Genomic DNA, 24,427 nt, shown 5'->3' with positions numbered 1-24,427 from the left:
AAGGATGCCCGCCACCGGCCCGACCGTCGCCCGCGGTCCGGGCTGCGACCCAGCTTCGATGATCGAAGGGCGCCCCGTTTCCGATGGCTGTACTGACCATGCCCAAGCCCGACCGCCACCCGCTGCCCCAACCGGGCGTCATCGTCCGCGACGCGACCGACGCCGATATGGCGCAGGTGCATGCGATCTATACCTATTACGTGGCGAACACCACCGTCAGCTTCGAGCTGGTGGCGCCGGATCTGAACGAGATGCGCGCCCGCCGGCTGGCGGCGCTGGACCGTGGCCTGCCCTATCTGGTGGCGGTGGAAGATGGCGAGATCAAGGCCTTCGCCTATGCCGCCCCCTTCCGGATGCGTGCCGCCTATCGGTTCACGGTCGAGAACTCGGTCTATGTCGGCCGTGGACAGACCGGGCGCGGCCTGGGCAGGGCCGTGCTGGCCGAACTGGTCCGGCGCTGCACGGCCGCCGGATTCCGCCAGATGGTGGCGGTGATCGGCCACCCCGGCAACCCGGCCTCGCTGGCCCTGCATCAGGGGCTGGGCTTCGTCCATGCCGGCGAGTTCAAGGCGATCGGCCATAAATTCGGCCGCTGGATCGATGCGATCATGCTTCAGCGCAGCCTGGGCGAAGGCGCATCGACCCAGCCCGACGACTGATGCAGGCGAATGGCGGGCGCTGCCGCGCGCGCCCGTTATTCGTTTCATTTGAAACCATCCAGGCTTGAAAATCGCCGGGGCGGCGCGCAGACTCGGCCTCAAACGCCCCCTTTATCGGAGCGATGAGGATTTTCATGACCACGACCCCAAGCTATCGCGACCACCCGGCCGAGATCCGGGACGACTTCACCACGGATCAGCGCTGGGAGACGCTGACCGAGGAGGAGCACGCGATCTGGCGCCTGCTGTTCGAGCGCCAGGCCGGTATCCTGCGGGACCGCGCCGTGCCCGCCTTCATCGATGGCCTGACCGGGCTTGGCATCGCCGCCGAGGGCGTGCCGAATTTCGAGCGGTTGAGCGACGTGCTGGAAAAGGCCACCGGCTGGCGCATCGTCTGCGTGCCGGGGCTGGTGCCGGACGAGGTGTTCTTCCGCCATCTGTCGGAACGCCGGTTTCCGTCGACCAGCTTCATCCGCAGCCGCGCCCAGTTGGACTATCTGCAGGAACCCGATGTCTTCCATGACATCTATGGCCATGTGCCGCTGCTGATGAACCCGGTCTTCGCCGATTACATGCAGGCCTATGGTCAGGCCGGCCTGCGCGCCTCATCGCGCGACAGCCTGCACAATCTGGCCCGGCTTTACTGGTACACGGTGGAATTCGGGCTGATCGCCACCGATGACGGGCTGCGGATCTATGGATCCGGCATCGCATCGTCGAAGGGCGAGTCGATCTATGCGTTGGAAAGCCCGAAGCCCAACCGGCTGGGTTTCGACCTGAAGCGGGTGATGCGGACGAAATATCGCATCGACGATTTCCAGGAGACCTATTTCGTCATCCGCTCGTTCGAAGAACTGTTCGAGGAAACCGCCCAGGATTTCCAGCCGATCTATGACGAGATGGCCACGGCCAGCGATTACGAGCCGGGACAGGTGCTGCCGGAAGACCGTCGTTTTGCCCCCAACCCGCCGGGCACCGACAGCGCCGCCGCCTGAACGCCGCCCGACCGAGACCGATCGGATACCGGCATCGGCCGTCAATTCCTGATGGCCGGTGCCGGCCGCGGCCCGCACGCGCCGCCGGATATCCGACCCTGCCGACGGCGCATGACGGTTGCCGACCTGTCGCACGGACATAGCGGAGCGGCCCCGCCCTGATCGCCGTCCCGATGGGAGCCTCAGAGACTACACCGTCAAACCGTGACAGAGCACTGGTTCTGACAAAAAAAGGCCGCACCAGAAGACTGGCGCGGCCCAAAGTCTAGGGAGGAAACGCCCAAGAAGATGGGCTGCATCACCAGATGCCTCAGCACCTCATGACGCACTGCAAAAGATACGCTGCGACGCAGCATCAGTCAAGAGGGGAACTGTAATCGGTTTCACACCCGCAGGACGGGTTCCTAACCAAGGACAAATCCTGCCTGGGCAGGGTTGCCTGATCCGCGATCTGCAGCGGAGATTTTGCCGCACCGCAACATATTCGGCGCAAAAAGAAAGGCCGTACCAGAAGAACTGATACGGCCCAAGTCTAGGGAGGAAACGCCCAAAAACTGGGCTGCAACAGCGGCGCCGCCAAGCGCCCGTTACAAGACTCAAGATACGTTGCGCCGCACAAAGGGTCAAGGGGATTGTGGCGTTTTTTGTGCGGCCACTTTTGGCAAAAAAGCCTTCAATTCCGCGACTTCATGCAGGATATGCATGGCCAGCATGCCCGTTCGGCATCTGCGCAGATGCAGCATGAATGCCGGAGTCCATCGCGACATCCGCGCTGGACGCGCCCTGAAAAAAAGGCCGCGCCAGAAGACTGGCACGGCCCAAAGTCTAGGGAGGAAACGCCCAAAAGATGGGCCACGGCCGCGAACGCCTGAGCATTCAGCCTGCCGCGTTGCAACATATAAGGGGTGCCGACCAAAGAGGCAAGCTTAATTCGTGCCCTTAATTTATGCATCAGTCATGCGGCCGGTTGGCCCGTCACCGAAGCCCTTTTGGCATGGAACTTGAATGAAGTGGGGGACCAGCTCGGGGCCATGATTCCCGTCAGCGCCGCCCCTCATCCGTCGGAAGTTCCGCGATGTTACCCACCACCCCTCATCCCCATGGCCACATGTCACCCACCCCGGCGTCGACTGCCGGCGCGGTGCGGCCACGGCTCGCCACGCTGAAAGCCGCGCCACGCCTGGGATTTGCCATGCTGGCCACCGCCCTTGCCGTGGCCGGCCTGCTGTTGGCGATGGCGCCGGCCAAGGCTGCCGGCGACGCCGACTGGGCGATCTGCGACCGCGCCATCAGCGACGCCGAAGACCGGCACGGATTGCCGGATGGCCTGCTGGCGGCGATCGCGCTGGCGGAATCGGGCCGGTGGAGCAAAGAGGCGGCGGCAAGAACTGCCTGGCCCTGGACGATCTATGCCGAGGGCCGTGGCCGCTACCTGGCAAGCCGTGCCGAAACGCTGGCCGAGATCCGCAGCCTGCGCGCCAAGGGCGTGCGCAATATCGACATCGGCTGCATGCAGGTGAATTTTCATTTCCACGGCAAGGAATTCGACAGCCTGGAGCAGATGGTCGACCCGGCGCATAATGCCGATTATGCGGCCCGCTTCCTGAAATCGCTTCAGACCGAGACCGAAACCTGGACCCGGGCGGTCGGCTATTATCACAGCCGCACGCCCAGCCATTCCAAACCCTATCGCGACCGGGTGCTGGGCTTCTGGCTGGACCGCAACGGCCATGGCGAAGACGATGCCCGCCGCCCCGCGCCGCCATCGCGCATCGCCCAGCCGCCCCGTTCCAACCCGCAGAGCATTGCGGCGCTGCCCGCCATCACCGCATTGACTGATGCCCCCCGTCCGGCCGATGACGAGACCCGTCTGGCCGCCGCCGATATCGAGGCCGACGAGGCAGGGGCCGGTGCCATCGCACCACGCACCCCCCCCAGCCGCGCCCATATGCCCCAGATCGCCCGTGGCGCCACCGCCGGGCCGGCGCTGCCGACCTCGCGCGGGATCTATCGCTCGCCCACCGGGCAGACCTTGCGGATGATGCGCGGCAGCGGCAGCATCGCGCTGCAATGACCCCGGGCTTTCCGACAGGCCCACAGGCCACGCGGCGTATCGGTTCAGCCACAACACGCGGCCATGAAAAACCCGCCGCCGGCAATGCCGGGGCGGGTTGTCCGATTCCAGATATCAAGACCGCTTTAAGTCCCGAACCGCGCGGGCCGGTTTCGCCGGCGGTCAGTTCGGCTGATTGCTGCCGCGCAACTGGCGATGGCCGCCCGAGGCGCGCGCCGCCAGGATCTGCTGCTCGTTCACCACACCATCGGCGATCGCCAGATCCAGCGTCTTCTTCTGCACCTTCTCGAAGGCGCGCACCTCGATCTGGCGCACCCGCTCGCGGCTGATGCCGTAAACCTGGGCCAGATCCTCCAGCGTCGCCGCCGGCTCCTTCAGGCACCGCTCGGTGAAGATGTGGCGCTCGCGCTCGTTCAGATCCTCAAGCGCCGACTGCATCAGCGACATGCGCTTGGTCTGTTCCTCATTCTCGGCAACCGTGGTTTCCTGGCTGGGGCGGCTGTCGGTCAGCCAGTCCTGCCACTCGGCATCACCTTCGGCCGAGACCGGCGCGTTCAGCGACTGATCGGGGCCGGCGAAGCGGCGGTTCATCTCCACCACCTCGTGCTCGCCCACATCCAGCTCGGTGGCGATCTTCTTCACCACCTCGGGTGGCAGATCGCCGGCTTCGATGGCGTTCATCTGGTTCTTCAGCCGGCGCAGGTTGAAGAACAGTTTCTTCTGGGCAGCCGTCGTGCCCATTTTGACCAGCGACCATGACCGCAGGATGAATTCCTGGATCGAGGCCCGCACCCACCACATCGCATAGGTGGACAGGCGGAAGCCGCGATCGGGGTCGAAGCGCTTCACGGCCTGCATCAGGCCGACATTGCCTTCGGCGATCACATCCTCCAGCGGCAGACCATAGCCCCGATAGCCCAGCGCGATCTTCGCCACCAGCCGCAGATGGCTGGTGATCAGGCGGCGCGCGGCTTCAGCGTCGGCATGGTCACGCCAGCGACAGGCCAGCATGAACTCCTCGTCCGCCGCAAGGATCGGGTACTTCTGAATCTCGTTCAGATAGGTCGACAGATTGCTGCCGCCCGACATGGCGGGAAGATGAGCGACCAAGACCTGCTCCTTTCGTCGTCGAGACCGAAAATGCCGCCGGACCCGGTAGTCGGCATCCGATCGGCATGTCCGTCTCAAGATGGGTACGACAAAGCGCCCCGGCAAGACAGCCTGCCGTGATCATTCAGTGTCGGCTGCGGACCGGCCGGCAATGTCGTGCCCGTCGCGCTTCAACGCAATCAGCCGGCATCCGATCCACGATGCCGATCGTACTCCTTGTGTCCCGCTCCGCAAGCGCAGTCCCTGTGTCTTCAAAGGTCTTCAATTGTCCGGCCGCGGGCGGTCCGCCGGGCGGCGGCACTGCGCGATCAACCCGCGATGCGCCCGGCGGTTCCGATATGTCGGCGCCCCCCCTGTTCGCGGGGGAAGGCCGTGGCACAGCTTTTGCGCTTGAGGGGTATCCGACGCCGGATGCAGCGGACGGACGGCGAAACGGCCCCGCAGGATTGCGGAATGCAATGCAGGGCGCCGAAATCGTCGCAAGTTGCATCCGGCCACGACGCGGCACCGGCAGCCGCACACGCTCACGGTGGACGGCGTCTTCCGCCCATCGCCCCGAAACCGATCCCCCGGCCAATCCGGCTCCCAGCCCTCCGGCGATCCGCCCTAGAAAGACGAGAAGCCGATGCAACACATGCAGCCCGCACCAGACCGTCGCCCCGCCCTGCTGCTCGTCGGGCGTGCCGACAGTTTTGCCGCCTTCGACCAGGCGGTGGGTCCACTGATGCGGATGCCCCGCACCGCCGTCCCCGATGGACAGCGCGCCATGGCCGCAATCCGCGTGTCACATCCGCCGGTGGTGATGATCGGCCGGTTCGACGACATGCCGCGCACCGGCCTGATCCAGCGTCTGGTCGCGATCGTGCCCGATATCCGGCCGATTTTCGTCCGTCTGCCGGAAGATGACGACGACGTGGTGGTTGGCGCCATGCGCGCGGGCGCGATCGATGTCGTGAGCAACAATGCCAGCCCCACCCGGATCGCTCATGCGGTGACGATGGCGATGACCTGGCGCGCCGGCTCGCTGGCCCTGCCCGAAGACGACCCGGCGCAGTTGATCCGGCCGCTGGACGATGTCATCGACGAGACCATCGAACGGGCCATTCTTCTCTGCCAGGGCAATGTCACCCGCGCAGCCCAGTTGCTCGGCATCAGCAGTTCGACCATCTATCGCCGCCGCGAGCGTCGTGCCGAGGTCCAGCCCGCCTGATCTGTCGGCTGCCCCCCGTCAGCCGATCGCGGCCGCCGCCATGCCGGCCGCGGCCGCGGCCGGTACCAGCGCCCAGACCGGCAGCCGCCACACCAGCAACGCCACCAGGGCGACCAGCGCCAGCGCCGCGTCTCGCGGCCCGGCAACCGCGCTGGTGAAGACCGGATCATAAAGTGCGGCCATCAACAGCCCCAGAACCGCCGCATTCACCCCGGCCAGCAGCCGGCGCGCCCATGGCCGGCGCGATACCCGGTCCCACAGCGGCAGAACCGCCACCACCAGCAGGAAGGCCGGCAGGAAGATCGCGACCAGCGCCACCACGCCGCCGATCCAGCCGCCGGCCACGGCACCAAGAAAGGCGCCGAAGGTGAACAGCGGCCCCGGCACCGCCTGCGCCAGACCATAGCCCATCATGAAGGCCTGCGCGTCGACCTGCGGCGCGGTTTCGGCCGCCAGCAGCGGCAGCACCACATGGCCACCGCCGAACACCAAGCTGCCGGCGCGATACATGCCGTCGGCGAGCGTGGCCAGCGGCCCGCCGCCGGCGCCAAGCAGCGGCAGCAGCACCAGCCCGGCCACGAACAGCACCGCCGCCACCAGCGCCGCCCGCCGCCGCACAAGACGGGTTGCGGGGCGTATGGCGGCGCGGCCGACAGCAGGTGTGGCCGGCGTCGCCGCCGGCGTCGCTGCATCGGCGTCGAGCGGCACCACCGCCGCCACGATCAGCCCCAGAAGAATGCCGCCCAACTGCCCCGCCAGCCCCGGAACCATCAGCGCCAAGGCGGCGGCCGCCACCGCCAGCGTCATCCGCCGGGCATCGGGCGCCAGACTGCGCGCCATTCCGGCCACCGCCTGCACCACCACTGCCAGCGCCGCAATCTTCAGGCCGGTGGTCAGGCCGTCGGGCAGCCAGCCGCCCCCCTGCCCCGCCGCGACCGCGAGCCCGGCCATGATCATCAGCAAGGCCGATGGCAGGGTGAACCCGGCCCAGGCCGCCAGCGCGCCGCCCAGCCCCGCCCGCCCCAGGCCCAGCGCGATGCCGACCTGGCTGCTGGCGGGACCGGGCAGAAACTGGCACAGCGCCACCAGCCGGGCATAGTCGGCATCGTCCAGCCAGCCCCGCCGATCGACGAATTCGGTGCGGAAGAACCCCAGATGGGCGACCGGGCCGCCGAAGGCGGTGCAGCCCAGCTTCAGGAACGCGCCGAATACCTCGGCCATCCCTCCGCCGGCAACAGCCGGGGTTGTCGTCGCATCATGGTCCTGCCCCATCTGCCCCCCATCGGTCATCATCCGCCGGCCGACGATATCGCCCGGCCCACAACCGCGGCAACCATCCGCCCGTGCGGTCATCGAAACGTCATGATCATGTGACCGTCACCCGCACCGACCGACCGTCCCGGCATTGCACCGCCAGCCCCCGATCAGCTAGGCTCATGCCCCGTGGTGGCCGTTGGGCCTCACGGGCTCCCCCACGCGGCGGCGAACGGCCGCAGACCTGCCAGGGACATCTGCTCCATGCTGAAATTCGGAATTGGCCAGTCCGTGCGCCGTGTCGAGGATCGTCGCTTCCTGACCGGTCATGGCCGCTATACCGACGATATCGTGCTCGATGGCCAGCTTTATGCCAGCTTCGTGCGCAGCCCCTATGCCAGTGCCCGGATCAATGCGGTCGACGTGGCAGACGCGCGCGCGGCCGACGGTGTGGTCGCCGTGTTCACCGGCGCCGATCTCGATGCCGACGGCATCGGCGGCGTGCCGGCGGTGGCGCGGGTGAAGAATGCCGACGGCACGCCGATGCAGGCACCGAAGCGTCCGGCGATCGCCAGTGAGGCGGTGCATTTCGCCGGCGAGGCGGTGGCGATGGTGATCGCGACCGATCCGGTGCTGGCGCGCGATGCCGCCGAACTGGTGGCGGTGGATTATGAAGAACGCCCGGTGGTGGTCGATCCGGCGCGCGCGCTGGCGGGCGACACCGTGGCCGTCCACGATGGCAGCCCGGGCAATCTGTGTTTCGACTGGCGCCAGGGCAAGGCGACCGAGGTCGACGCCGCCATGGCCGCAGCCGCGACCGTGGTCGAGATCGACATCGTCAACAACCGGGTCTCGGCCAACCCGATCGAGCCCCGCGCGATCAACGCCCATATCGACGCCGAAACCGGCCAGACCGTGGTCCACACCAACGGCCAGGGCGTTCATGGCATGCGCGGCATTCTGGCCGATGCGGTGTTCAAGGTGCCGGCCGACGAGTTCCGGGTGGTGATGCCGGATGTCGGCGGCGGCTTCGGCATGAAGATCTTCCTCTATCCGGAACATGTCGCCGTCACCTATGCAGCCCGCAAACTGCGCCGGCCGGTGAAATGGACCGGCGACCGCTCGGAAAGCCTGCTGACCGACGCCCATGGCCGCGACCTGCGCACCCATGCCCGCATGGCGCTCGATACCGATGGCCGCTTCACCGCCTTCGAGGTGGATACCATCGCCAATCTGGGCGCCTATGCGTCACAATTCGGCGCGATGATCCCGACATCGGCGGCGGCCGGCCTTGCCACCACGGTCTATGACATCCCGGTGGCCAGCCTGCATGTCCGGGGCGTGTTCACCAACACCGCGCCGGTCGATGCCTATCGCGGCGCCGGCCGGCCCGAGGCCAATTATCTGATCGAGCGGCTGATCGACGCCGCCGCCCGCGCCACTGGCCGAAGCCCTGAGGCCCTGCGTCAGATCAACTATATCCGCCCCGACGCGATGCCCCATACCAACGCCATGGGCACCACTTACGACACCGGCGACTTCGCCGAGATGCAGCGGCGGGCATTGGCCGCCGCCGATATGGCGGGCTTCGCCGAGCGCCGCCGCCAGTCGGAAGCCCGCGGCCTGCTGCGCGGCATCGGCCTTGCCAGCTATATCGAATGGACCCAGGGCAATCCGAAGGAAGAGGCCCGTATCCGGTTCGAGGCCGACGGCTCGGCAACCGTGCTGGTCGGCACCCAGTCCAACGGCCAGGGTCACGAGACCGCCTTCGCCCAGGTGGCGGCCGAGCTGACCGGCATGCCCTTCGACAAGGTCCGGGTGGTGATGGGCGATACCGCCGAAATCCGCACCGGCGGCGGCACCGGCGGATCACGCTCGCTGCAGATGGCGGGATCGGCGATCCGGCTGGCATCGGAAGCGGTGGTGGAACGGGCGCGCGGCATTGCCGCCGACCGGCTGGAAGCCGCCAGCGACGATATCCGCTTCGAGGCCGGCCGGTTCACGGTCGCCGGCACCGATCTGGGCATCGGCATCGAAGAGGTGGCGCGGATCGCCCTGGATGGCGGCGAGCCGCTGGACGAAAGCCGGGTCTTCGACCGCCCCGCCCCCACCTTCCCCAATGGCTGCCACGTCGCCGAGGTGGAAATCGACCCCGAGACCGGACGGGTGGAGCCGGTGCGCTATACCGTCGCCGATGATTTCGGCAAGGTGGTCAATCCGATGATCGTGAAGGGCCAGGTTCAGGGCGGCGTCGCGCAAGGGCTGGGTCAGGCGCTGATCGAGCACGCGGTCTATGACGACGACAGCGGCCAGCTCATGACCGGCAGCTTCATGGATTACGGCATGCCCCGGGCCGACGACATGATCTTCCTGGACATCACGCTGCATGAAGACATGCCCACCGCCTCCAGCGGCCTGGGATCGAAGGGCTGCGGCGAGGCCGGCACCATCGGCGCCTGCCCGGCGATCATGAACGCGATCAACGACGCCCTGACCCGCGCGGGCGCGCCCGAGATCGACATGCCGGCCACCCCGGCCCGGGTCTGGGCCGTGCTGACCGCCGCCCGCGCGACCGCCGCCGCCTGACCAACCCGCCAGGTCACGCCGTCGATATGCGAAAGGCCCCGCCGGTGGTGATCCGGCGGGGCCTTTTGCATGATCATCGCCCGGGGACGGTGCCGACGGGTCAGAGCACGAAGCGCATCACCACGAAACCGCCGATCAGCAGAATGCAGAACAGGGCGGTAAACAGCCCCAGCCGCTTTTCGATGATCTGCAGGGTTTTCGGGCCGAACCAGTAGATGATGGCGGTGACGGCATAGAAGCGGATGCCACGCGCGACGATGCTGGCCAGGATGAAGGTGACGATGTTCAGCCCGGTCACGCCGCTGGTGATGGTGATCACCTTGAACGGGATCGGCGTGATACCGGCCAGCAGCACCATCACCCAGCCCAGTTCGTTATAGCGTTCCGCCGCCGCCGCGAAATCCTGGTTCAGCCCATAGAAATCGAGGATCGGCTGACCGATGGTCTCGAACAGGCCGTAACCGATCAGATAGCCCAGCAGCGCGCCGAAGACCGAGGTGATCGTGCAGATCGCCGCGAACCGCCAGGCTTTGGACCGCTGCGCCAGCACCATCGGCGCCAGGATCACATCCGGCGGAATCGGAAAGAACGAGCTTTCGGCGAAGCTGACCACGCCCAGCGCCCGCTCGGCATGGCGATGGCCGGCCAGGGCCATGGTCTTGTCATACATGCGGCGCAGCATCGGCGCGGTCTTCTCCCTGACTGCGGCAGCGCCGCCCCCTCGTGACACCCGTGACCATCGCACGAGCGGGCGCACAGTAGCATCGCGCCGCGCCCCCCTCCACAACTGCCTGCCCGCTCACGCAAAAGCCCCGGACGGGAGCAACCCGTCCGGGGCCTTGTCAGATGTCGTCAACCAAGGGCCAGAGGATCAGCCGGCGCGCACGGCATCCAGGAAGCCGCGCACCTCGCCGTCCAGATCGCTGGCCTGACGGGCCAGTTCGCCGGCCGAGGCCAGGATCTGCTGCGAGGCGCTGCCGGTGGCCTGGGCCGCGTCGCGCATATCCTCGACGCTGCGGCTCACCTGCTCGGTGCCACGGGCCGCCGCCTGGACGTTCGAGGCGATTTCCTGGGTGGCGGCACTCTGCTCCTCGACAGCGCTTGCGATCGAGGTGGCGATGTCGTTGATCTCGACGATGATCTTGCGGATGCCCTCGATGGCCCCGATCGCCTGATTGGTCTCGCCGCGCACCGCCGCGATCTGGGTGGAGATTTCCTCGGTCGCCCGCGCCGTCTGATTGGCCAGGCTCTTCACTTCCGAAGCCACCACCGCGAAGCCCTTGCCGGCTTCACCGGCACGGGCCGCCTCGATGGTCGCGTTCAGCGCCAGCAGGTTGGTCTGTTCGGCAATATCGGTGATCAGCCGCACCACGTCGCCGATCTTCTCGGCCGCCGCCGCCAGACCATAGACGGTCTGGTTGGTGCGCTCGGCCTCGTCGACCGCGCGACCGGCGATGGTCGACGATTTGTGGACCTGCCGGCCGATCTCGGTGATCGAATGCGACAACTCTTCCGCCGCGGCCGCCACGGTCTGCACGTTCTCGGTCGCCTGGGCCGTGGCATGGGCCACGTCTTCCGACTGGTGACGGGCACCATCGGCGGTCGACGACATCGACCGCGCGGTGGCATCCAGTTCGGTCGCAGCCGAGGTCACGCCGCGCAGCACGCCGCTGACCCGGTCGTCGAAGCCGCGGGTCAACTGCACCAGTTGTTCGGCGCGACGGGCCTTGGCCTCCTGGTCGGCGCGCTGTTCTTCAGCCAGACGCTGGCTTTCGACCATCGCATCCTTGAACACCTGCACCGAGGCCGCCATTTCGCCGATCTCATCGCTGCGGTCGCGGTCGGGGATGTCGACGGTGAGGTCGCCGCTGGACAGGGTCTTCATGGCACCGGTCATCCGACCCAGCGGCCGGGTGACGCCACGGGCGACGATCAGGCCGATGGTGCCCACGATCACGATCAGGCCCAGCGCCACCGCGGCGATGATGTTGCGCATGGTGGCGACCGGCGCCAGCATCTCGTCCTCGGCCATGTCGGCGATCACCGCCCAGCGCTGGCCCAGGAATTCAAGCGGTGTATAGGCGGTCAGCACCGGATAGCCATTGGGGCCGATCTCGCGGGTGCTGCCGGTCTTGCCGGCCAGTGCCGCCGCCACGGCATCCGAGGTGATCTGCCGCTCAAGCACCGTGGTGTCGGCGGTGAGGCGCGAGTTCGAGCGCATATAGCCGTCGGAGCCGACGAGATAGGTCTCGCCGGTCTCGCCCAGCCCTTGCGCGCTCTGCATGACCTTGTCGACGCCCTGGACCGACAGGCGGACGACGACGGCGCCGACATAGCCACCATCGCCGAACACCGGCACCGACAGGAAGGCGCTGACCTCGTTATTCGCCGGCTGATGATAGGTGAAGTCGACCAGCGAGACCGTGCCGGGCTCGGACGCGGCGGCAGCGGCGGCGGCACGACCCAGCCCGCCCTGGCCGACCGGGCTGTCATCCAGCTTCACCGCGAAATCGGTGTTCTTCTCGACCGAATAGATGACCCAGCCATTCTTGTCGACGAGATAGAGGTCGGCATAGCCCTTGGAACGCGACGCCGCGCGCAGCCAGGGGTGATAGCGTTCATGACTGTCGCTGAAGAAGGTGCCGTCACGCGCCTTGTCGAGCAGGCCGCGATCGGTTTCAGGATTGTCGGCCACATATGACTTCTGAAGGATCGCCGACGGATCGTCGTCCATCAGCGAAATCAGCTCGAAGGCATAGGTGAAGTCGATCAGCGTCTGGCGCAGGACCGAGTTGTCGGCGAGCACGGCCACATCCGACCGCACCCCATCCAGATAATCGCCCAGCCGGTCGGCGCGGGCATTGGTGATGGCCACGAGTTTGGTTTCGGAGGCCGAAACCAGTTCACGAGACGACACCAGATAGGCGACGATGCCAAGCACGATCGATGTGATCGCGACCGCTGCCACAATGACACCGGGAATTTTATGAACGATGCGCAAGCCGCGCCCCGTAGCCGCCATGTCGGATACCCTCTTCCCTGTCTGCACGTCCCGGTTTCATGATGTCCGGACCAATGAAGCCATGACGTCTGCTGCTGGACGATCTCAAAGCTCCCCCAGCCCAAGTTATCGCAGCCAAGCGTTAATCATCTGTTAGGACGCAGTCGCGAAAACGCCACAAACGGGCATTTTGGGTCGCAATTCGCCAATACATTGTATTTTATATAAATAAACTGGCCGCATCCTCACGGCTGCGGCCATTTGTACGCGCGTATGGTTGACGGCAATCAATCCATGGTCAGGACGACCTTGCCGGTCGAGCGGCGCTCCATCAGCGCCTTCAGCGCCTTGGGCGCGTCCACCATCGGGTGGCTTTCCGACACATGCGGCTTCAGCTTGCCCTCGGTAAACCAGCCAAGCAGCTTGACCAGACTGGCCCCGATGATCTTCGGATCCTTCTGCATATAGGCACCCCAGAAGGTTCCGACGACGGAGACGTTCTTGACCAGCAGCAGGTTGGCGGGGATCTGCGGGATCGTGCCGCTGGCAAAGCCGATGACCAGAATCCGGCCTTCCCAGTTGATGCAGCGGAGCGAGGCATCGAAGGCGCCGCCACCGACCGGGTCGTAGACCACGTCCACACCGCCGACCAGCTCCTTGACCTTCTCGCGCAGGTCGTCCCTGGCATAGTCGATCAGATGAGTGGCGCCATGGGCGCGGGCGACCTCAAGCTTTTCGGGGCTGCTGGCGACAGCGATGACCTCGGCGCCCATCGCGGCGCCGATCTCGACCGCGGTCAGGCCCACACCGCCGGCCGCACCCAGCACCAGCAGCTTTTCGCCGGGCTTCAGGTTCGCGCGATGTTCGAGCGCCACATGCGAGGTGCCATAGGCGACCGGGAAGGCCGCGGCGCTTTCGAAATCCATCATGTCGGGAATGGGAACCACCGCGGTCTGCGGCAGCACCACTTCCTGGGTATAGGCGCCGCTCGACGCCATGCCCATCACCCGCTGGCCGACCGAGACCCCGGTGACGCCGGCGCCGATCTCGGTGATCTCGCCCGCAAGCTCGATGCCCGGCGAGAACGGCAGCTCGGGCCGCACCTGATATTTGCCCTGAATGATCAGGGTGTCGGCGAAATTCACGCCCGCCGCCCGCACGCGGACGCGGACATGGCCGGGCTTCATCTCGGGGGCCGGAACCTCGGCCACGATCAGATCCTCAGGACCACCGAGTTTCGTGCACAGAACCGCCTTGATCACGTCTTCCTCCGTTGTCGATCGGTTTCTTCGATCGTCTCTGTTCAGTCTTGGGCGCCCTGTCGGGCACCGCGCTCGTCATCCATCCCGGCCTGGACGCCGGCCACACCGCCGGCCGCCGTCTGGCCGATGGCAAAGGCCGGAATCTCACGCAGGGGCGGCGCATTTCGGAATCCGGCGGCCGCGAAGGCCACCATCCGCCGGACCAGCGCCTCGAAATCCTCAAGGTCGCAGACACCTTGCGAAATCGCCTCCAGCCGGCTCAGATCGGTGATGGTGTAATGCATCATGCCCAGCGAGAAATGCAGCCGCCAATAGATCTCCTCGGCCGCAAGCTGCGGCAGCGCCTTCTGAAGCGCCGTGACGAAGCGGTGCAGATGACGCACATCCCGATCCAGCAGCGCTTTCATCTCAGGGGTGCCGTCGGCGCGGCATCGCGCCAGAAACTGCACGAACACCGACAGGCCGCGTTCCGGATCGGACATCCAGCGCATCGGCGGCGCCAGCAGCGCATAGAGCACGTCGTCCAATGGCAGCGGCCGCCCGCCGGCGCGCGCCTCGATTTCCGCCAGCAGCGACACCCGTTCGCGGTTCAGATCGCGGGCGCGGCGATGGAACACCGCCTGCAGCAGCGCATCCTTCGATCCGAAATGATAATTCACCGCCGCCAGATTGACATTCGCTTCGGCCGTGATGGTCCTGAGCGAGACACCGGCATAGGTGTGCTCGGCGAACAGACGCTCGGCCGCGTCGAGAATCCGTTCCTTGGTGTCCGACCCCGCCATCGGTTTCCTCGTCGCTCTGGCGCCGGTTTCGGATGCGGCCCCGGCAGGGTCCGGTGCGCCGGCATGTCTACCCTTCATGAGACCAATCCGTTTCAGGCGATGTTTTAAATCAACGTTCGTTCGAATATCGATGACACAGGCGTGACGTCGGGACAATGTAAATTCGCAAGGGACATGTGCAGCCGGTCACGCCCCCGCTGGGCGTGAGCGGCCTGCAAGCCGCCCGGCGGCTCGTTCGGAGACCCTCGCATGACAGCGCGGTTTCCCCATCGACAGCCCCCGGCGCCTGTGCTATCACAGACTAGTTAAAACGTTTGTTTGATACAAGTGTTAGCGAGCCCGTCGGTCGTCCTGCGACCGGCCAAGATCAGGAGGAAGCCCCCATGGAGTTCGCCATCAGTCCGCGGGCCCACGAAATCCGGGAACGGCTGATCGAGTTCATGGACGCCTACGTCTATCCGGCGGAGAGCGTCTTTGAGGAGCAGCACCGGAATTCCCCCGATCGCTGGGTCACCCCGCCGATCGTGGAAGAGCTGAAGGCCAAGGCGCGCGCGGCCGGCCTGTGGAACCTGTTCCTGCCCGAGAGTGAGCGCGGCGCCGGCCTGACCAACTCCGAATACGCCCCGCTCTGCGAGGTGATGGGCCGGTCCGAGATCGCGCCCGAGGTGTTCAACTGCAACGCCCCCGACACCGGCAATATGGAAGTGCTGGAGCGTTACGGCAGCGAAGAGCACAAGAAGCAGTGGCTGGAGCCGCTGCTGGCCGGCAAGATCCGGTCGGCCTTCGCGATGACCGAGCCGCTGGTGGCGTCGTCGGACGCGACCAACATCGAAAGCCGCATCGAGCGTGATGGCGACGACTATGTCATCAACGGTCGCAAGTGGTGGACCAGCGGTGCGCCCGATCCGCGCTGCAAGATCCTGATCTTCATGGGCAAGACCCGCTTCGACGGCCCGCGCCACGGTCAGCAGTCGATGGTCCTGGTGCCGATGGACACGCCGGGCGTGACGGTTCTGCGGCCGCTGAAGGTCTTCGGCTATGACGATGCGCCCCATGGCCATGCCGAAGTGCTGTTCGAGAATGTCCGGGTGCCGGTCGAGAATATCCTGCTGGGCGAAGGCCGCGGGTTCGAGATCGCTCAGGGTCGCCTTGGCCCTGGCCGCATTCATCACTGCATGCGCCTGATCGGTCAGGCCGAGCGTGCGCTTGAGCTGATGTGCAAGCGCGCCCAGCAGCGCACCGCCTTCGGCAAGACGCTGGCCGACCACGGCATGACCCGCCACTACATCGCCATGTCGCGGATGGAGATCGACCAGGCCCGCCTTCTGACCATGAAGGCTGCCTGGATGATGGACACCGTCGGCAACAAGAACGCCAAGTCCGAGATCGCGGCGATCAAGGTCGTGGCGCCGAACATGGCCACCCGCGTGATCGACCGCGCGATCCAGGTCCATGGCGGCGGCGGCGTCTGCCAGGACTTCTTCCTGGCGAAGGCCTATGCCAGCGCCCGCACCCTGCGCCTGGCCGACGGCCCGGACGAGGTGCATCAGGAGACGGTCGCCAAGATCGAGCTGGCCAAGCACGCGATCGGCTGACCTGACACGGATAAGCCCGGCGCCGCCTTCCCCAGGGCGGCGCCGGCTCCAACGAAAAACCCCCATCCGGCAACGGATGGGGGTTTTTCGTTCATGGCGACACAGCCAGCCCCCGCCCTATCGGCCGTCACTCGGCCGGCATCTTGATGTCGGTCGAGAGATAGTCGTTGGTATAGGCGGTCTCGATATCGAAGGGCTGCTCGATCTCGAAATAGGTCTTCACCATCTCGTAATCGGCGCGCAGGCGCGCATCGTCGAAGGCGCCGAGCGCGACGCCGGTGGTGGTGGGATCGCGCATCAGCTCCTTGACCCGCATCCACTGGTCGCGCTGATTGGCTTCGTCCAGGCCCGAGGCGGCATCGAGCAGCGCCTTCAGGCACGGATCGACATCGGCGACGCAGGCGGCGAACGCCTTCTGGCTGACCTCGGTGAAGGCTTTCACCACCGCCGGGTTCTTCGCCATATAGTCGGCATTCACGATGATCGCATTGCCATAGGGGTTGATGCCGACATCGCGCCAGGCCACGAAGCCCAGATCGTCGCCGAACTGGCGAACCTTCAGGTCGTGCTCGTTATAGAAGTCGGTCGTGACGTCGATCGCGCCGCTTTTCAGCGACGCCATCTTGGCCTGCGGGCTGACATTCACGAAGCTGACCGCATCGGGCGCGATGCCCACCTTCTGCGCGAAGGCCGGCCACATCACCCGCGACGCGTCGCTTGGCGGATTGCCGATCTTGTGGCCGGGGAAATCTGCGGGGCCATTGATGCCGGTGCTCTTCAGCCAATAGAAGCCCTGCGGGGAGTTGGCATAGATCACCATCAGCGCGGTCAGGTTCGCGCCCTTGCTCTTGGCAAGCAAGGCCGTCGCCATGTCGGCGATCCCGAAATCCGACATGCCCGCACCCACGCGCTGGGCCGATACCCCCGACCCCTTGCCGGTTTCGATGGCAAGATCGATCCCCGCCGCCTCGTACCAGCCTTGCGCCTTGGCGTAATAATAGGGTGAATGGTCGGCGGTCGGCACCCAGTTCAGCACCAGATCCACATCCTCCAGCGCCGCCGCCGGCCGCGGCGCGCCCCCAAGCGTGGCCGCCACGACCACTGCTGCCGTCACGGCGGTGAAGACCGTCACGCTCTTCATCCTCGTCATCTCCCTGATCACTGGCGACCGCCGCCCTTGTCTGTCGGCCCATCCCGGGGGCACGCGGCTGGCGGTCGACCCTCCACGAAAAAGCTTAGCCCTTCACCCCGATGCCGGGCAATGTTAAATCAACTGGTTGGTTGACAATATGGAAGCTGTCCCCGATGGAAGAAACCGCCCGGATGAATGACAAGCGGCCGATACGCCAGAAGCGCGATCCAGAGGCGACCCGGCGCGCCCTTCTGGCCGCCGCCATTGCCGAATTCGCCGATAAGGGTCTGGCCGGATCACGGGTCGACGAGATCGCCCACCGGGCCGGCGTGAACAAGCAGTTGGTCTATCATCATTTCGGCAACAAGGACGACCTGTTCCGAGCGGCGCTGGAACAGGTCTATGGAGAAATCCGCGCCCGTGAGCAATCGCTCAATCTGGCCGATCTGCCGGCGGTCGCGGCCATGGAACGGCTGGTCGGCTTCTCGTTCGATCATCTGGCCGAGCATCCGGAGCTGGTGGCGCTGCTGAACGATGAGAACCGTCATGAGGCCCGCCATGTCAAATCATCACCGCAGATCCAGGCAATGCATTCGCCCCTGGTGCGGATGATCGACGAAACATTGGCCAGAGGTGCGCGGGATGGGGTGTTCCGTACCGACATGGATCCGATCAACGTCTATATCTCGATCGCCGGTCTGGCCTATTTCTTCTTTGCCAATAACCATACACTTTCAGCCATATTTGATACCAATCTCGACACGGCACGGGAGGTATCGCGGCGACGGCGCCACGTCATCGATTTTGTACTGTCGGCCCTTCAGCCGCGAGAGGTCGGCTTGTCGCCAGATTAAGTCAACTGTTTGGTTGACTCATATCCGCACCCGTCCTAGGCTGATCGCATTCCCCAGGGGTGGAAAGGGACAGAGGCCATGACGAACACCGTGGACACCACAGGTGGCGGCGGGGCGGAGGCCAGAGCGGAACGGGCCGCGACGCAACGCCGCTGGCTGATCGTCGCCGCCGTTCATCTGGGCGCGATCGCACTGTGGGAAGCGCTGGTCCGGCTGTTCGACATCCCGGCCTTCGTGCTGCCGGCCCCAAGCGGCATCGTCACCACCCTGGGCAAATCCAGCTATGACTGGACCGGCAACACCCTGGTCACCGCGACCGAGATCTTCGGTGGCTATGTGCTGTCGGTGGTGGTGGGCGTGGCGCTCGCCCTCGGCTTCTCGTGGTCGCGGCCGCTGTCGCTGCTGGTGTTTCCGCTGCTGGTCACGCTGAACATGATCCCCAAGGTGGCGCTTGGGCCGCTGGTGATCGTCTGGTTCAGCTATGGCATCGGCACCAACATCCTGATCACCTTCCTGCTGTGCTTCTTCCCGATCCTGCTGACCACTGTACGCGGGTTGAAGGAGGTCGAACCCGATCTGCTCGATCTGGTGCGCTCGCTCAAAGGCTCGCGCTGGCAGGCCTTCCGCTACATCCAGTTGCCCGGCGCCCTGCCCTATCTGTTCTCGGGCATGAAAGTCGCGGCGATCCTGGCCGTCGCCGGCGCGGTGGTGGGCGAGTTCATCGCCTCGGAACGCGGCCTCGGCTATCTGATGATCCAGGTTCAGGCCTCGCTCGACACGCCGGCCATGTTCATGGCGGTGGTGCTGCTGACCCTGCTCGGCCTTGGATTGTATCTCGCGGTGCTCGTCGCCGAACACCTGTTCCTCCCCAGAGACGCGAGGATGACATGACCACCTGGCTCGATGACACCGCCTTCCCCGACCATTTCGACAGCGCCGATGCGCTCGACGCCTTCATGACCCGCCCCAGCCGGGCGCTGGCCGCCGATCTGGCCGGTATCGACGGCGACATCATGGTGCTGGGTGTCGGCGGCAAGATGGGGCCGACACTCGCCCGCCTTGCCCGCAATGCGGCGCCGGGCAAGCGCGTCTTCGGCGTCGCCCGCTTCAGCGAACCGGGCCTGCGCGACAGCCTGGAGGCGCATGGCGTCGAGACCATCGCCTGCGACCTGATGGACCGCGCCGCGATCGAGGCTCTGCCGAAGGCCCGCAACGTGGTGTTCATGGCCGGGCGCAAATTCGGCGCCACCGGATCGGCCAACCTCACCTGGGCGATGAACGTTCATGTGCCGTCGATGGTGGCGGAAGCCTTCCGCGACAGCCGGATCGTCGCCTTCTCCACCGGCTGCGTCTATCCGTTTGTCGATGTCGCGAGCCAGGGATCGACCGAGGACTCGGTGCTGAACCCACCCGGCGAATACGCCTTCTCGTGCATCGGCCGCGAGCGGATCTTCGGGCATTTCTCCGAGGTCTACGGTACGCCGGGCCGGCTGTTCCGGCTGAACTACGCGGTCGATCTGCGCTATGGCGTGCTGTTCGACGTGGCGCGCAAGGTGCGCGACGGCGAGCCGGTCGACGTGACCATGGGCCATGTCAACGTGATCTGGCAGGGCGATGCCAATGCCCAGGCACTGCGCTGCCTGGCCCATGCCACCGGCCCGACCAGCCCGATCAACGTGTCCGGCCCTGAGACGATCGCGGTGCGCTGGCTGGCCCGCACCTTCGCCGAACGGCTGGGCCGCGAGGCGATTGTCACCGGCACCGAAGCCCCGACCGCATGGCTGACCAACACCGCCCAGGCCTGCGGATTATTCGGCTACCCCGCCGTGCCGCTGGCCCGGATGATCGACTGGGTGGCGGACTGGGTGGCGAAGGAACGCCCGGCGCTGGGCAAGCCCACCCATTTCGAGGTGCGGGATGGCACCTATTGAGACCACGCCACCCAAGGTCGGCCGGATCGGCCCCGACCATATCGCCGGCTGCCTGGACCTCTCGGCCGAAGCCGGCTGGAACCAGACCGCCGCCGACTGGTCGGTGTTCTTCGATGCCGGCACGGTGTTCGCCATTGCCGGTGAAGATGGCCGCCCCGTCGCCACCGGCGCGGTGCTGCCGCACGGGCCTGATATCGCCTGGATCAGCATGGTTCTGGTCCGGGCCGGCCAGCGGGGCCGGGGCCTTGGCACCCATATCCTGAACGCCTGCCTGAACCATTGCCGCGCGGCCGGCCTGCTGCCGGTGCTGGACGCGACACCGGCGGGGGAGCGGGTCTACCGGCCGCTGGGCTTTCTGCCCTGGTTCGGCCTGACCCGCTGGGAAGGCCAGGGCGGCGGCGGCGTGAGGGGCGCCGCCGGTCGCTGCCGCCCGGCCACCGCCGATGATCTGCCGGCAATCCTGGCGCTGGACACACAGGCGCTCGGTGCAGCCCGGGCCGCCCTGCTCGGCCGGTTGGCCGGCAGCGGGACATCGGGTTTCGTGCATGTCGACGGCACGGGCTTCGTGCTCAGCCGACCGGGCCGGGCCGCCACCCAGATCGGCCCGCTGGTCGCCGCCAGCGACGCCGTGGCAGCCGATCTGCTGAATGCCGCCTGCGCCGCGATCGACGGGCCGGTGATCATCGATCTGGCCGACCATCATACCGCCCTCGGCCAGCATCTGGGTGCGCAGCGCTTCGTGCCCAGCCGCCCGTTCCTGCGCATGGCCTGCGGCCACCCCGTCCCCATTGGCACGTCCGGCCGGCTGTTCGCCGCCGCCGGCCCGGAATTCGGCTGACCCGCCGCTCCTGTCTCAAGGACTCCGCCCATGACCCTGCATCGCTCGACCCTGCCGCCGGAGATCCTGGAGCGGCTACGCACCGGCACCGCCATCCCGGCGCATCCGCTGGCGCTGGACCAGGACCGGCGCTTCGACCGCCACCGCCAGCGCGCCCTGACCCGCTATTATGTCGATGCCGGCGCGGGCGGGCTGGCGGTGGGGGTGCACACCACCCAGTTCGCCATTCGCGATGTGGGGCTGTATGAACCGGTGCTGGCGGCGGCGATGGCCGATGCCAGAGCCTGGACCGACCGGCCGCTGGTGATGGTGGCGGGGCTGGCCGGCGACACCGGTCAGGCGGTGGCCGAAGCCCGCACCGCCGTCGGGCTCGGCTATCACGCCGGGCTGCTCAGTCTGGCGGCGCTGAAGGGGCATGACACCGATGCGCTGATCGCGCATTGCGAAGGGGTGGCCGCCCGGATCCCGCTGATCGGGTTCTACCTTCAGCCGGCCGTGGGCGGCATGGCGTTGAATGCCGATTTCTGGGCGCGCTTCGCCGCCATCGACAATGTGGTGGCGATCAAGGCCGCACCGTTCAACCGTTACGCCACGCTCGACGTCATGCGCGGCGTGGTCGCGGCCCGGGCCGAAGACCGGGTCACGCTTTATACCGGCAATGACGATCATATCGTGCTGGACCTGCTGACCCCGTTCACGGTGATGCGCGACGGCGCGCCGGTGACGGTGCGGTTCCGGGGTGGCCTTCTGGGCCATTGGTCGGTGTGGACGCGAAGCGCCGCGCGGATGCTGGAGCGGTTGCAGGGCGCGGTGGCGGCCGGTGCCATTCCGGCCGATCTGCTCGCCCTCGACAGCCGGGTCACCGACTGCAATGCCGCCTTCTTCGATGTCGCCAACGACTTCCATGGCTGCATCGCCGGCTGCCACGAGGTGCTGCGCCGCCAGGGCCTGCTCGACGGCATCTGGTGCCTGGATCCGCATGAGGGCCTGAGCCCGGGGCAGGCGGCGGAACTCGACCGGGTGTGCCGCGAGCATGCCGATCTGTCAGACGACGACTTTGTCGCCGCGAACCTGGAGCGCTGGCTGTCATGACAACATCCGCCACCGAACCGCTGATCCGGCTGAACGGCGTCCGCAAGGTCTATCGGTCGGGCGCGCGGGAATTCGTCGCGGTCTCGGACGTCACCATGGACGTGCACGAAGGCGACATGGTGTCGCTGGTCGGACCGTCGGGCTGCGGCAAGAGCACGCTACTTAAGATCCTGGCCGGGCTGCACGACGCCGATGACGGTCTGGTCCAGATCGGCAACGCCAGCTCGGCCTTCACGCCCGGCCGCGATGTCGGCATGGTGTTCCAGCAGGCCCTGCTGCTGAAATGGCGCACCATCCTGCAGAATGTGATGCTGCCGGCCCAGATTCTGGGGCTGCCGCGCCGCGAGGCCGAGGCCCGTGCCCGCGAGCTGCTGGCCATGGTCGGCCTGTCGGGCTTCGAGACCAAATACCCTTATGAACTGTCGGGCGGCATGCAGCAGCGCGCGGCCATCGCCCGCGCCCTGGTCCACGACCCCAAGCTGATCCTGATGGACGAGCCGTTCGGCGCGCTCGACGCGCTGACCCGCGAGAAGATGAACCTGGAAATGCTGCGGATCTGGGGCGAGAGCCGCAAGACGATCATCTTCGTGACCCATTCGATCCAGGAAGCGGTGTTCCTGGGGTCGCAATGCGCGGTGCTGACATCGGGCCCGGCCCGGATGGCCGATCATTTCGCGATCGACCTGCCCTATCCGCGCCGGCTGGACATGAAGACGACGGAAGCCTTCGGCACCTATACCAAGCGGATCTATGCCCTGCTCGGCATGTGATCCAGGCATGTGATCCGGGGCCGCCCGCCTTCCGGAAGGTGGGCGGCCCCGCGGTCTCAAGTGCCGCTGACCTGCCGCCAACCCAGTTCCGCCAGCAGCGCCGCCCGGCCGCCGACCAGCCTGGCCCGTTCGGAACTGGCGTTGCCGCTGATGCCGCGGTGATAGACACCCTGCAGAATGGCCGATAGCCGGAACATCGCGAAGGCCTTGTAGAAGGCCCAGTTGTCGATGTGATCACGGCCGGTGCGCCGGCAATAGGCCGCGACATACTCGTCTTCGCCCGGCACGCCCAGCGCCGCCAGATCGGCGCCGCCCAGGCCGGGAAAGCCCTCATCGCCGGCCGGCAGGCTGTAGAACATGGCGTTGTAGGCGAAATCGCCCAGCGGATGGCCCAGCGTCGCCAACTCCCAATCCAGCACCGCCAGGATCTTCGGCTCGGTCGGATGGAAGATCACATTCGCCAGCCGGAAATCGCCATGAACGATCGACACGCTGTCATCGGCGGGAATATTGGCGCCCAGCCAGGCGATCAGCTTGTCCATCGCCGGGATCTCATGGGTCTTGCTCGCCTCGTACTGCCGGCTCCAGCGGCTGATCTGGCGCGCCAGATACTCGGAGGTCTTGCCCATGTCCGACAGGCCGGCGGCGGCGAAGTCCACCTTGTGCAGCGCCGCCATCACCCGGTTCAGTTCGTCATAGGTGGCGCCGCGCTCGGCCGGTGACAGGCCGGGCAGCAGCGGGTCGGTCAGCACCCGGCCCTCGACATAATCCATCACATAGAACGCCGTGCCGATGATGTCGGTGTCCTCGCACAGCAGATAGGCCCGGGGCACCGGCACCTCGCTGTCGGCCAGACCGGCGATGAAGCGGTATTCGCGTTCCACCATATGCGCCGACGGCAGCAGCTTGCCCGGCGGCTTCTTGCGCAGCACATACCGCCGGCCGGCGCTTTCCAGCATATAGGTCGGGTTCGACTGCCCGCCTTCGAATTGCAGGACCCGGAGATCGGCGGGATCGAAGCCGGGCAACCGGCCGGTGAGATAGGTCGACAGCGCAGCCTCGTCGAGGCGCAGCGCCTCGCGGACCGGAACGAGATTGGGGCCGGACATGGGGCGTGGGATCTCCGGATCTGTGGACGGCGGTTGTCTTGGGCGGGGGCCGGATCATGCGCTCTGGAACGCATCGATGCGGAGCGCGCGGATCACGCCCGCCTGCCGGTGATCGACGCGATCATCAGCCGGACGCGATCCGCACGCTCCGCCATCAACGGCCGGAACCATGT

General features: G+C 66.5%; 20 protein-coding genes. 12 read left to right on the top strand and 8 right to left on the bottom strand.

Annotated elements, in window-relative coordinates:
- Positions 1-83: 83 nt before the first annotated feature.
- From IEW15_RS15395 to IEW15_RS15385, 3 genes are all read left to right on the top strand, one after another.
- Complete coding sequence (locus IEW15_RS15395; protein WP_188579493.1) at positions 84-659, top strand: GNAT family N-acetyltransferase; 576 nt, start codon at positions 84-86, stop codon at positions 657-659.
- Positions 660-781: 122 nt separating this feature from the next.
- Positions 782-1,654, top strand: coding sequence for a phenylalanine 4-monooxygenase (gene phhA, locus IEW15_RS15390; protein ID WP_188579491.1), 873 nt, complete (start codon positions 782-784; stop codon positions 1,652-1,654).
- Between the two features lie 1,075 nt (positions 1,655-2,729).
- The gene (locus IEW15_RS15385; RefSeq protein WP_188579489.1) at positions 2,730-3,728 is read left to right on the top strand and encodes a transglycosylase SLT domain-containing protein; all 999 of its coding nucleotides are present in this window, start codon (positions 2,730-2,732) and stop codon (positions 3,726-3,728) included.
- Between the two features lie 162 nt (positions 3,729-3,890).
- On the opposite strand, the gene rpoH is transcribed toward IEW15_RS15385, so the two are convergent.
- Positions 3,891-4,817 carry an RNA polymerase sigma factor RpoH gene (rpoH, locus tag IEW15_RS15380; RefSeq protein WP_188579519.1) on the bottom strand — a complete coding sequence of 309 codons (927 nt, stop codon included), beginning with the start codon at positions 4,815-4,817 and terminating at the stop codon, positions 3,891-3,893.
- 655 nt (positions 4,818-5,472) lie between these two features.
- Here rpoH and IEW15_RS15375 point away from each other — a divergent pair.
- Positions 5,473-6,048: a helix-turn-helix domain-containing protein gene (locus IEW15_RS15375; protein WP_229708147.1), complete on the top strand. Its 576-nt coding sequence runs from the start codon at positions 5,473-5,475 to the stop codon at positions 6,046-6,048.
- Positions 6,049-6,066: 18 nt separating this feature from the next.
- Here IEW15_RS15375 and chrA read toward each other — a convergent pair whose 3' ends face one another.
- Complete coding sequence (gene chrA / locus IEW15_RS15370) at positions 6,067-7,269, bottom strand: chromate efflux transporter (RefSeq protein WP_229708146.1); 1,203 nt, start codon at positions 7,267-7,269, stop codon at positions 6,067-6,069.
- 297 nt (positions 7,270-7,566) lie between these two features.
- Between chrA and IEW15_RS15365 the strand changes: the two genes are divergently transcribed.
- Entirely contained in the window at positions 7,567-9,888 is a 2,322-nt protein-coding gene (locus IEW15_RS15365; RefSeq protein ID WP_188579479.1) for a xanthine dehydrogenase family protein molybdopterin-binding subunit, read from the top strand.
- A 100-nt stretch (positions 9,889-9,988) separates the two neighbouring features.
- Here IEW15_RS15365 and IEW15_RS15360 read toward each other — a convergent pair whose 3' ends face one another.
- The 4 genes from IEW15_RS15360 to IEW15_RS15345 all read right to left on the bottom strand — a co-directional run bounded on the left by IEW15_RS15360 (position 9,989) and on the right by IEW15_RS15345 (position 14,933).
- Positions 9,989-10,570, bottom strand: a complete 582-nt coding sequence (locus IEW15_RS15360; RefSeq protein ID WP_188579477.1) for a YqaA family protein — start codon at positions 10,568-10,570, stop codon at positions 9,989-9,991.
- Positions 10,571-10,759: 189 nt separating this feature from the next.
- The gene (locus IEW15_RS15355) at positions 10,760-12,910 is read right to left on the bottom strand and encodes a methyl-accepting chemotaxis protein (protein ID WP_188579475.1); all 2,151 of its coding nucleotides are present in this window, start codon (positions 12,908-12,910) and stop codon (positions 10,760-10,762) included.
- Between the two features lie 266 nt (positions 12,911-13,176).
- A complete protein-coding gene (locus tag IEW15_RS15350) occupies positions 13,177-14,148 on the bottom strand; it encodes a zinc-binding dehydrogenase (protein WP_188579517.1) in 972 nt (323 codons plus the stop codon).
- Positions 14,149-14,192: 44 nt separating this feature from the next.
- A complete protein-coding gene (locus IEW15_RS15345; protein ID WP_188579473.1) occupies positions 14,193-14,933 on the bottom strand; it encodes a TetR/AcrR family transcriptional regulator in 741 nt (246 codons plus the stop codon).
- A 383-nt stretch (positions 14,934-15,316) separates the two neighbouring features.
- Here IEW15_RS15345 and IEW15_RS15340 point away from each other — a divergent pair, with 383 nt between their 5' ends.
- On the top strand, positions 15,317-16,528 hold the full coding sequence (locus IEW15_RS15340; protein ID WP_188579471.1) for an acyl-CoA dehydrogenase: 1,212 nt from the start codon (positions 15,317-15,319) through the stop codon (positions 16,526-16,528).
- A gap of 127 nt (positions 16,529-16,655) precedes the next feature.
- Here the strand turns inward: IEW15_RS15340 and IEW15_RS15335 are convergent, their stop codons facing one another.
- Positions 16,656-17,678, bottom strand: a complete 1,023-nt coding sequence (locus tag IEW15_RS15335; protein ID WP_372402246.1) for an ABC transporter substrate-binding protein — start codon at positions 17,676-17,678, stop codon at positions 16,656-16,658.
- Between the two features lie 155 nt (positions 17,679-17,833).
- Between IEW15_RS15335 and IEW15_RS15330 the strand changes: the two genes are divergently transcribed.
- From IEW15_RS15330 to IEW15_RS15305, 6 genes are all read left to right on the top strand, one after another.
- Positions 17,834-18,514, top strand: a complete 681-nt coding sequence (locus IEW15_RS15330; protein ID WP_188579467.1) for a TetR/AcrR family transcriptional regulator — start codon at positions 17,834-17,836, stop codon at positions 18,512-18,514.
- 78 nt (positions 18,515-18,592) lie between these two features.
- On the top strand, positions 18,593-19,405 hold the full coding sequence (locus IEW15_RS15325; RefSeq protein WP_188579464.1) for an ABC transporter permease: 813 nt from the start codon (positions 18,593-18,595) through the stop codon (positions 19,403-19,405).
- The gene (locus tag IEW15_RS15320; RefSeq protein ID WP_188579461.1) at positions 19,402-20,445 is read left to right on the top strand and encodes an NAD-dependent epimerase/dehydratase family protein; all 1,044 of its coding nucleotides are present in this window, start codon (positions 19,402-19,404) and stop codon (positions 20,443-20,445) included. The genes IEW15_RS15325 and IEW15_RS15320 overlap by 4 nt, the downstream gene beginning before the upstream one ends.
- On the top strand, positions 20,432-21,283 hold the full coding sequence (locus tag IEW15_RS15315) for a GNAT family N-acetyltransferase (protein ID WP_188579459.1): 852 nt from the start codon (positions 20,432-20,434) through the stop codon (positions 21,281-21,283). The genes IEW15_RS15320 and IEW15_RS15315 overlap by 14 nt, the downstream gene beginning before the upstream one ends.
- 30 nt (positions 21,284-21,313) lie before the next feature.
- Positions 21,314-22,375, top strand: a complete 1,062-nt coding sequence (locus tag IEW15_RS15310; protein ID WP_188579456.1) for a dihydrodipicolinate synthase family protein — start codon at positions 21,314-21,316, stop codon at positions 22,373-22,375.
- A complete protein-coding gene (locus IEW15_RS15305) occupies positions 22,372-23,145 on the top strand; it encodes an ABC transporter ATP-binding protein (RefSeq protein WP_188579454.1) in 774 nt (257 codons plus the stop codon). The genes IEW15_RS15310 and IEW15_RS15305 overlap by 4 nt, the downstream gene beginning before the upstream one ends.
- A gap of 56 nt (positions 23,146-23,201) precedes the next feature.
- Here the strand turns inward: IEW15_RS15305 and IEW15_RS15300 are convergent, their stop codons facing one another.
- Positions 23,202-24,254 (bottom strand): phosphotransferase, encoded by a 1,053-nt coding sequence (locus IEW15_RS15300; protein ID WP_188579453.1) that lies wholly within the window; start codon positions 24,252-24,254, stop codon positions 23,202-23,204.
- Positions 24,255-24,427: the final 173 nt, after the last annotated feature.

Source organism: Tistrella bauzanensis (genome assembly GCF_014636235.1).
Classification (GTDB): Bacteria; Pseudomonadota; Alphaproteobacteria; order Tistrellales; family Tistrellaceae; genus Tistrella; species Tistrella bauzanensis.
Note: the sequence above shows the minus strand (reverse complement) of the source record. Positions and strands in the feature narration are given on the sequence as shown.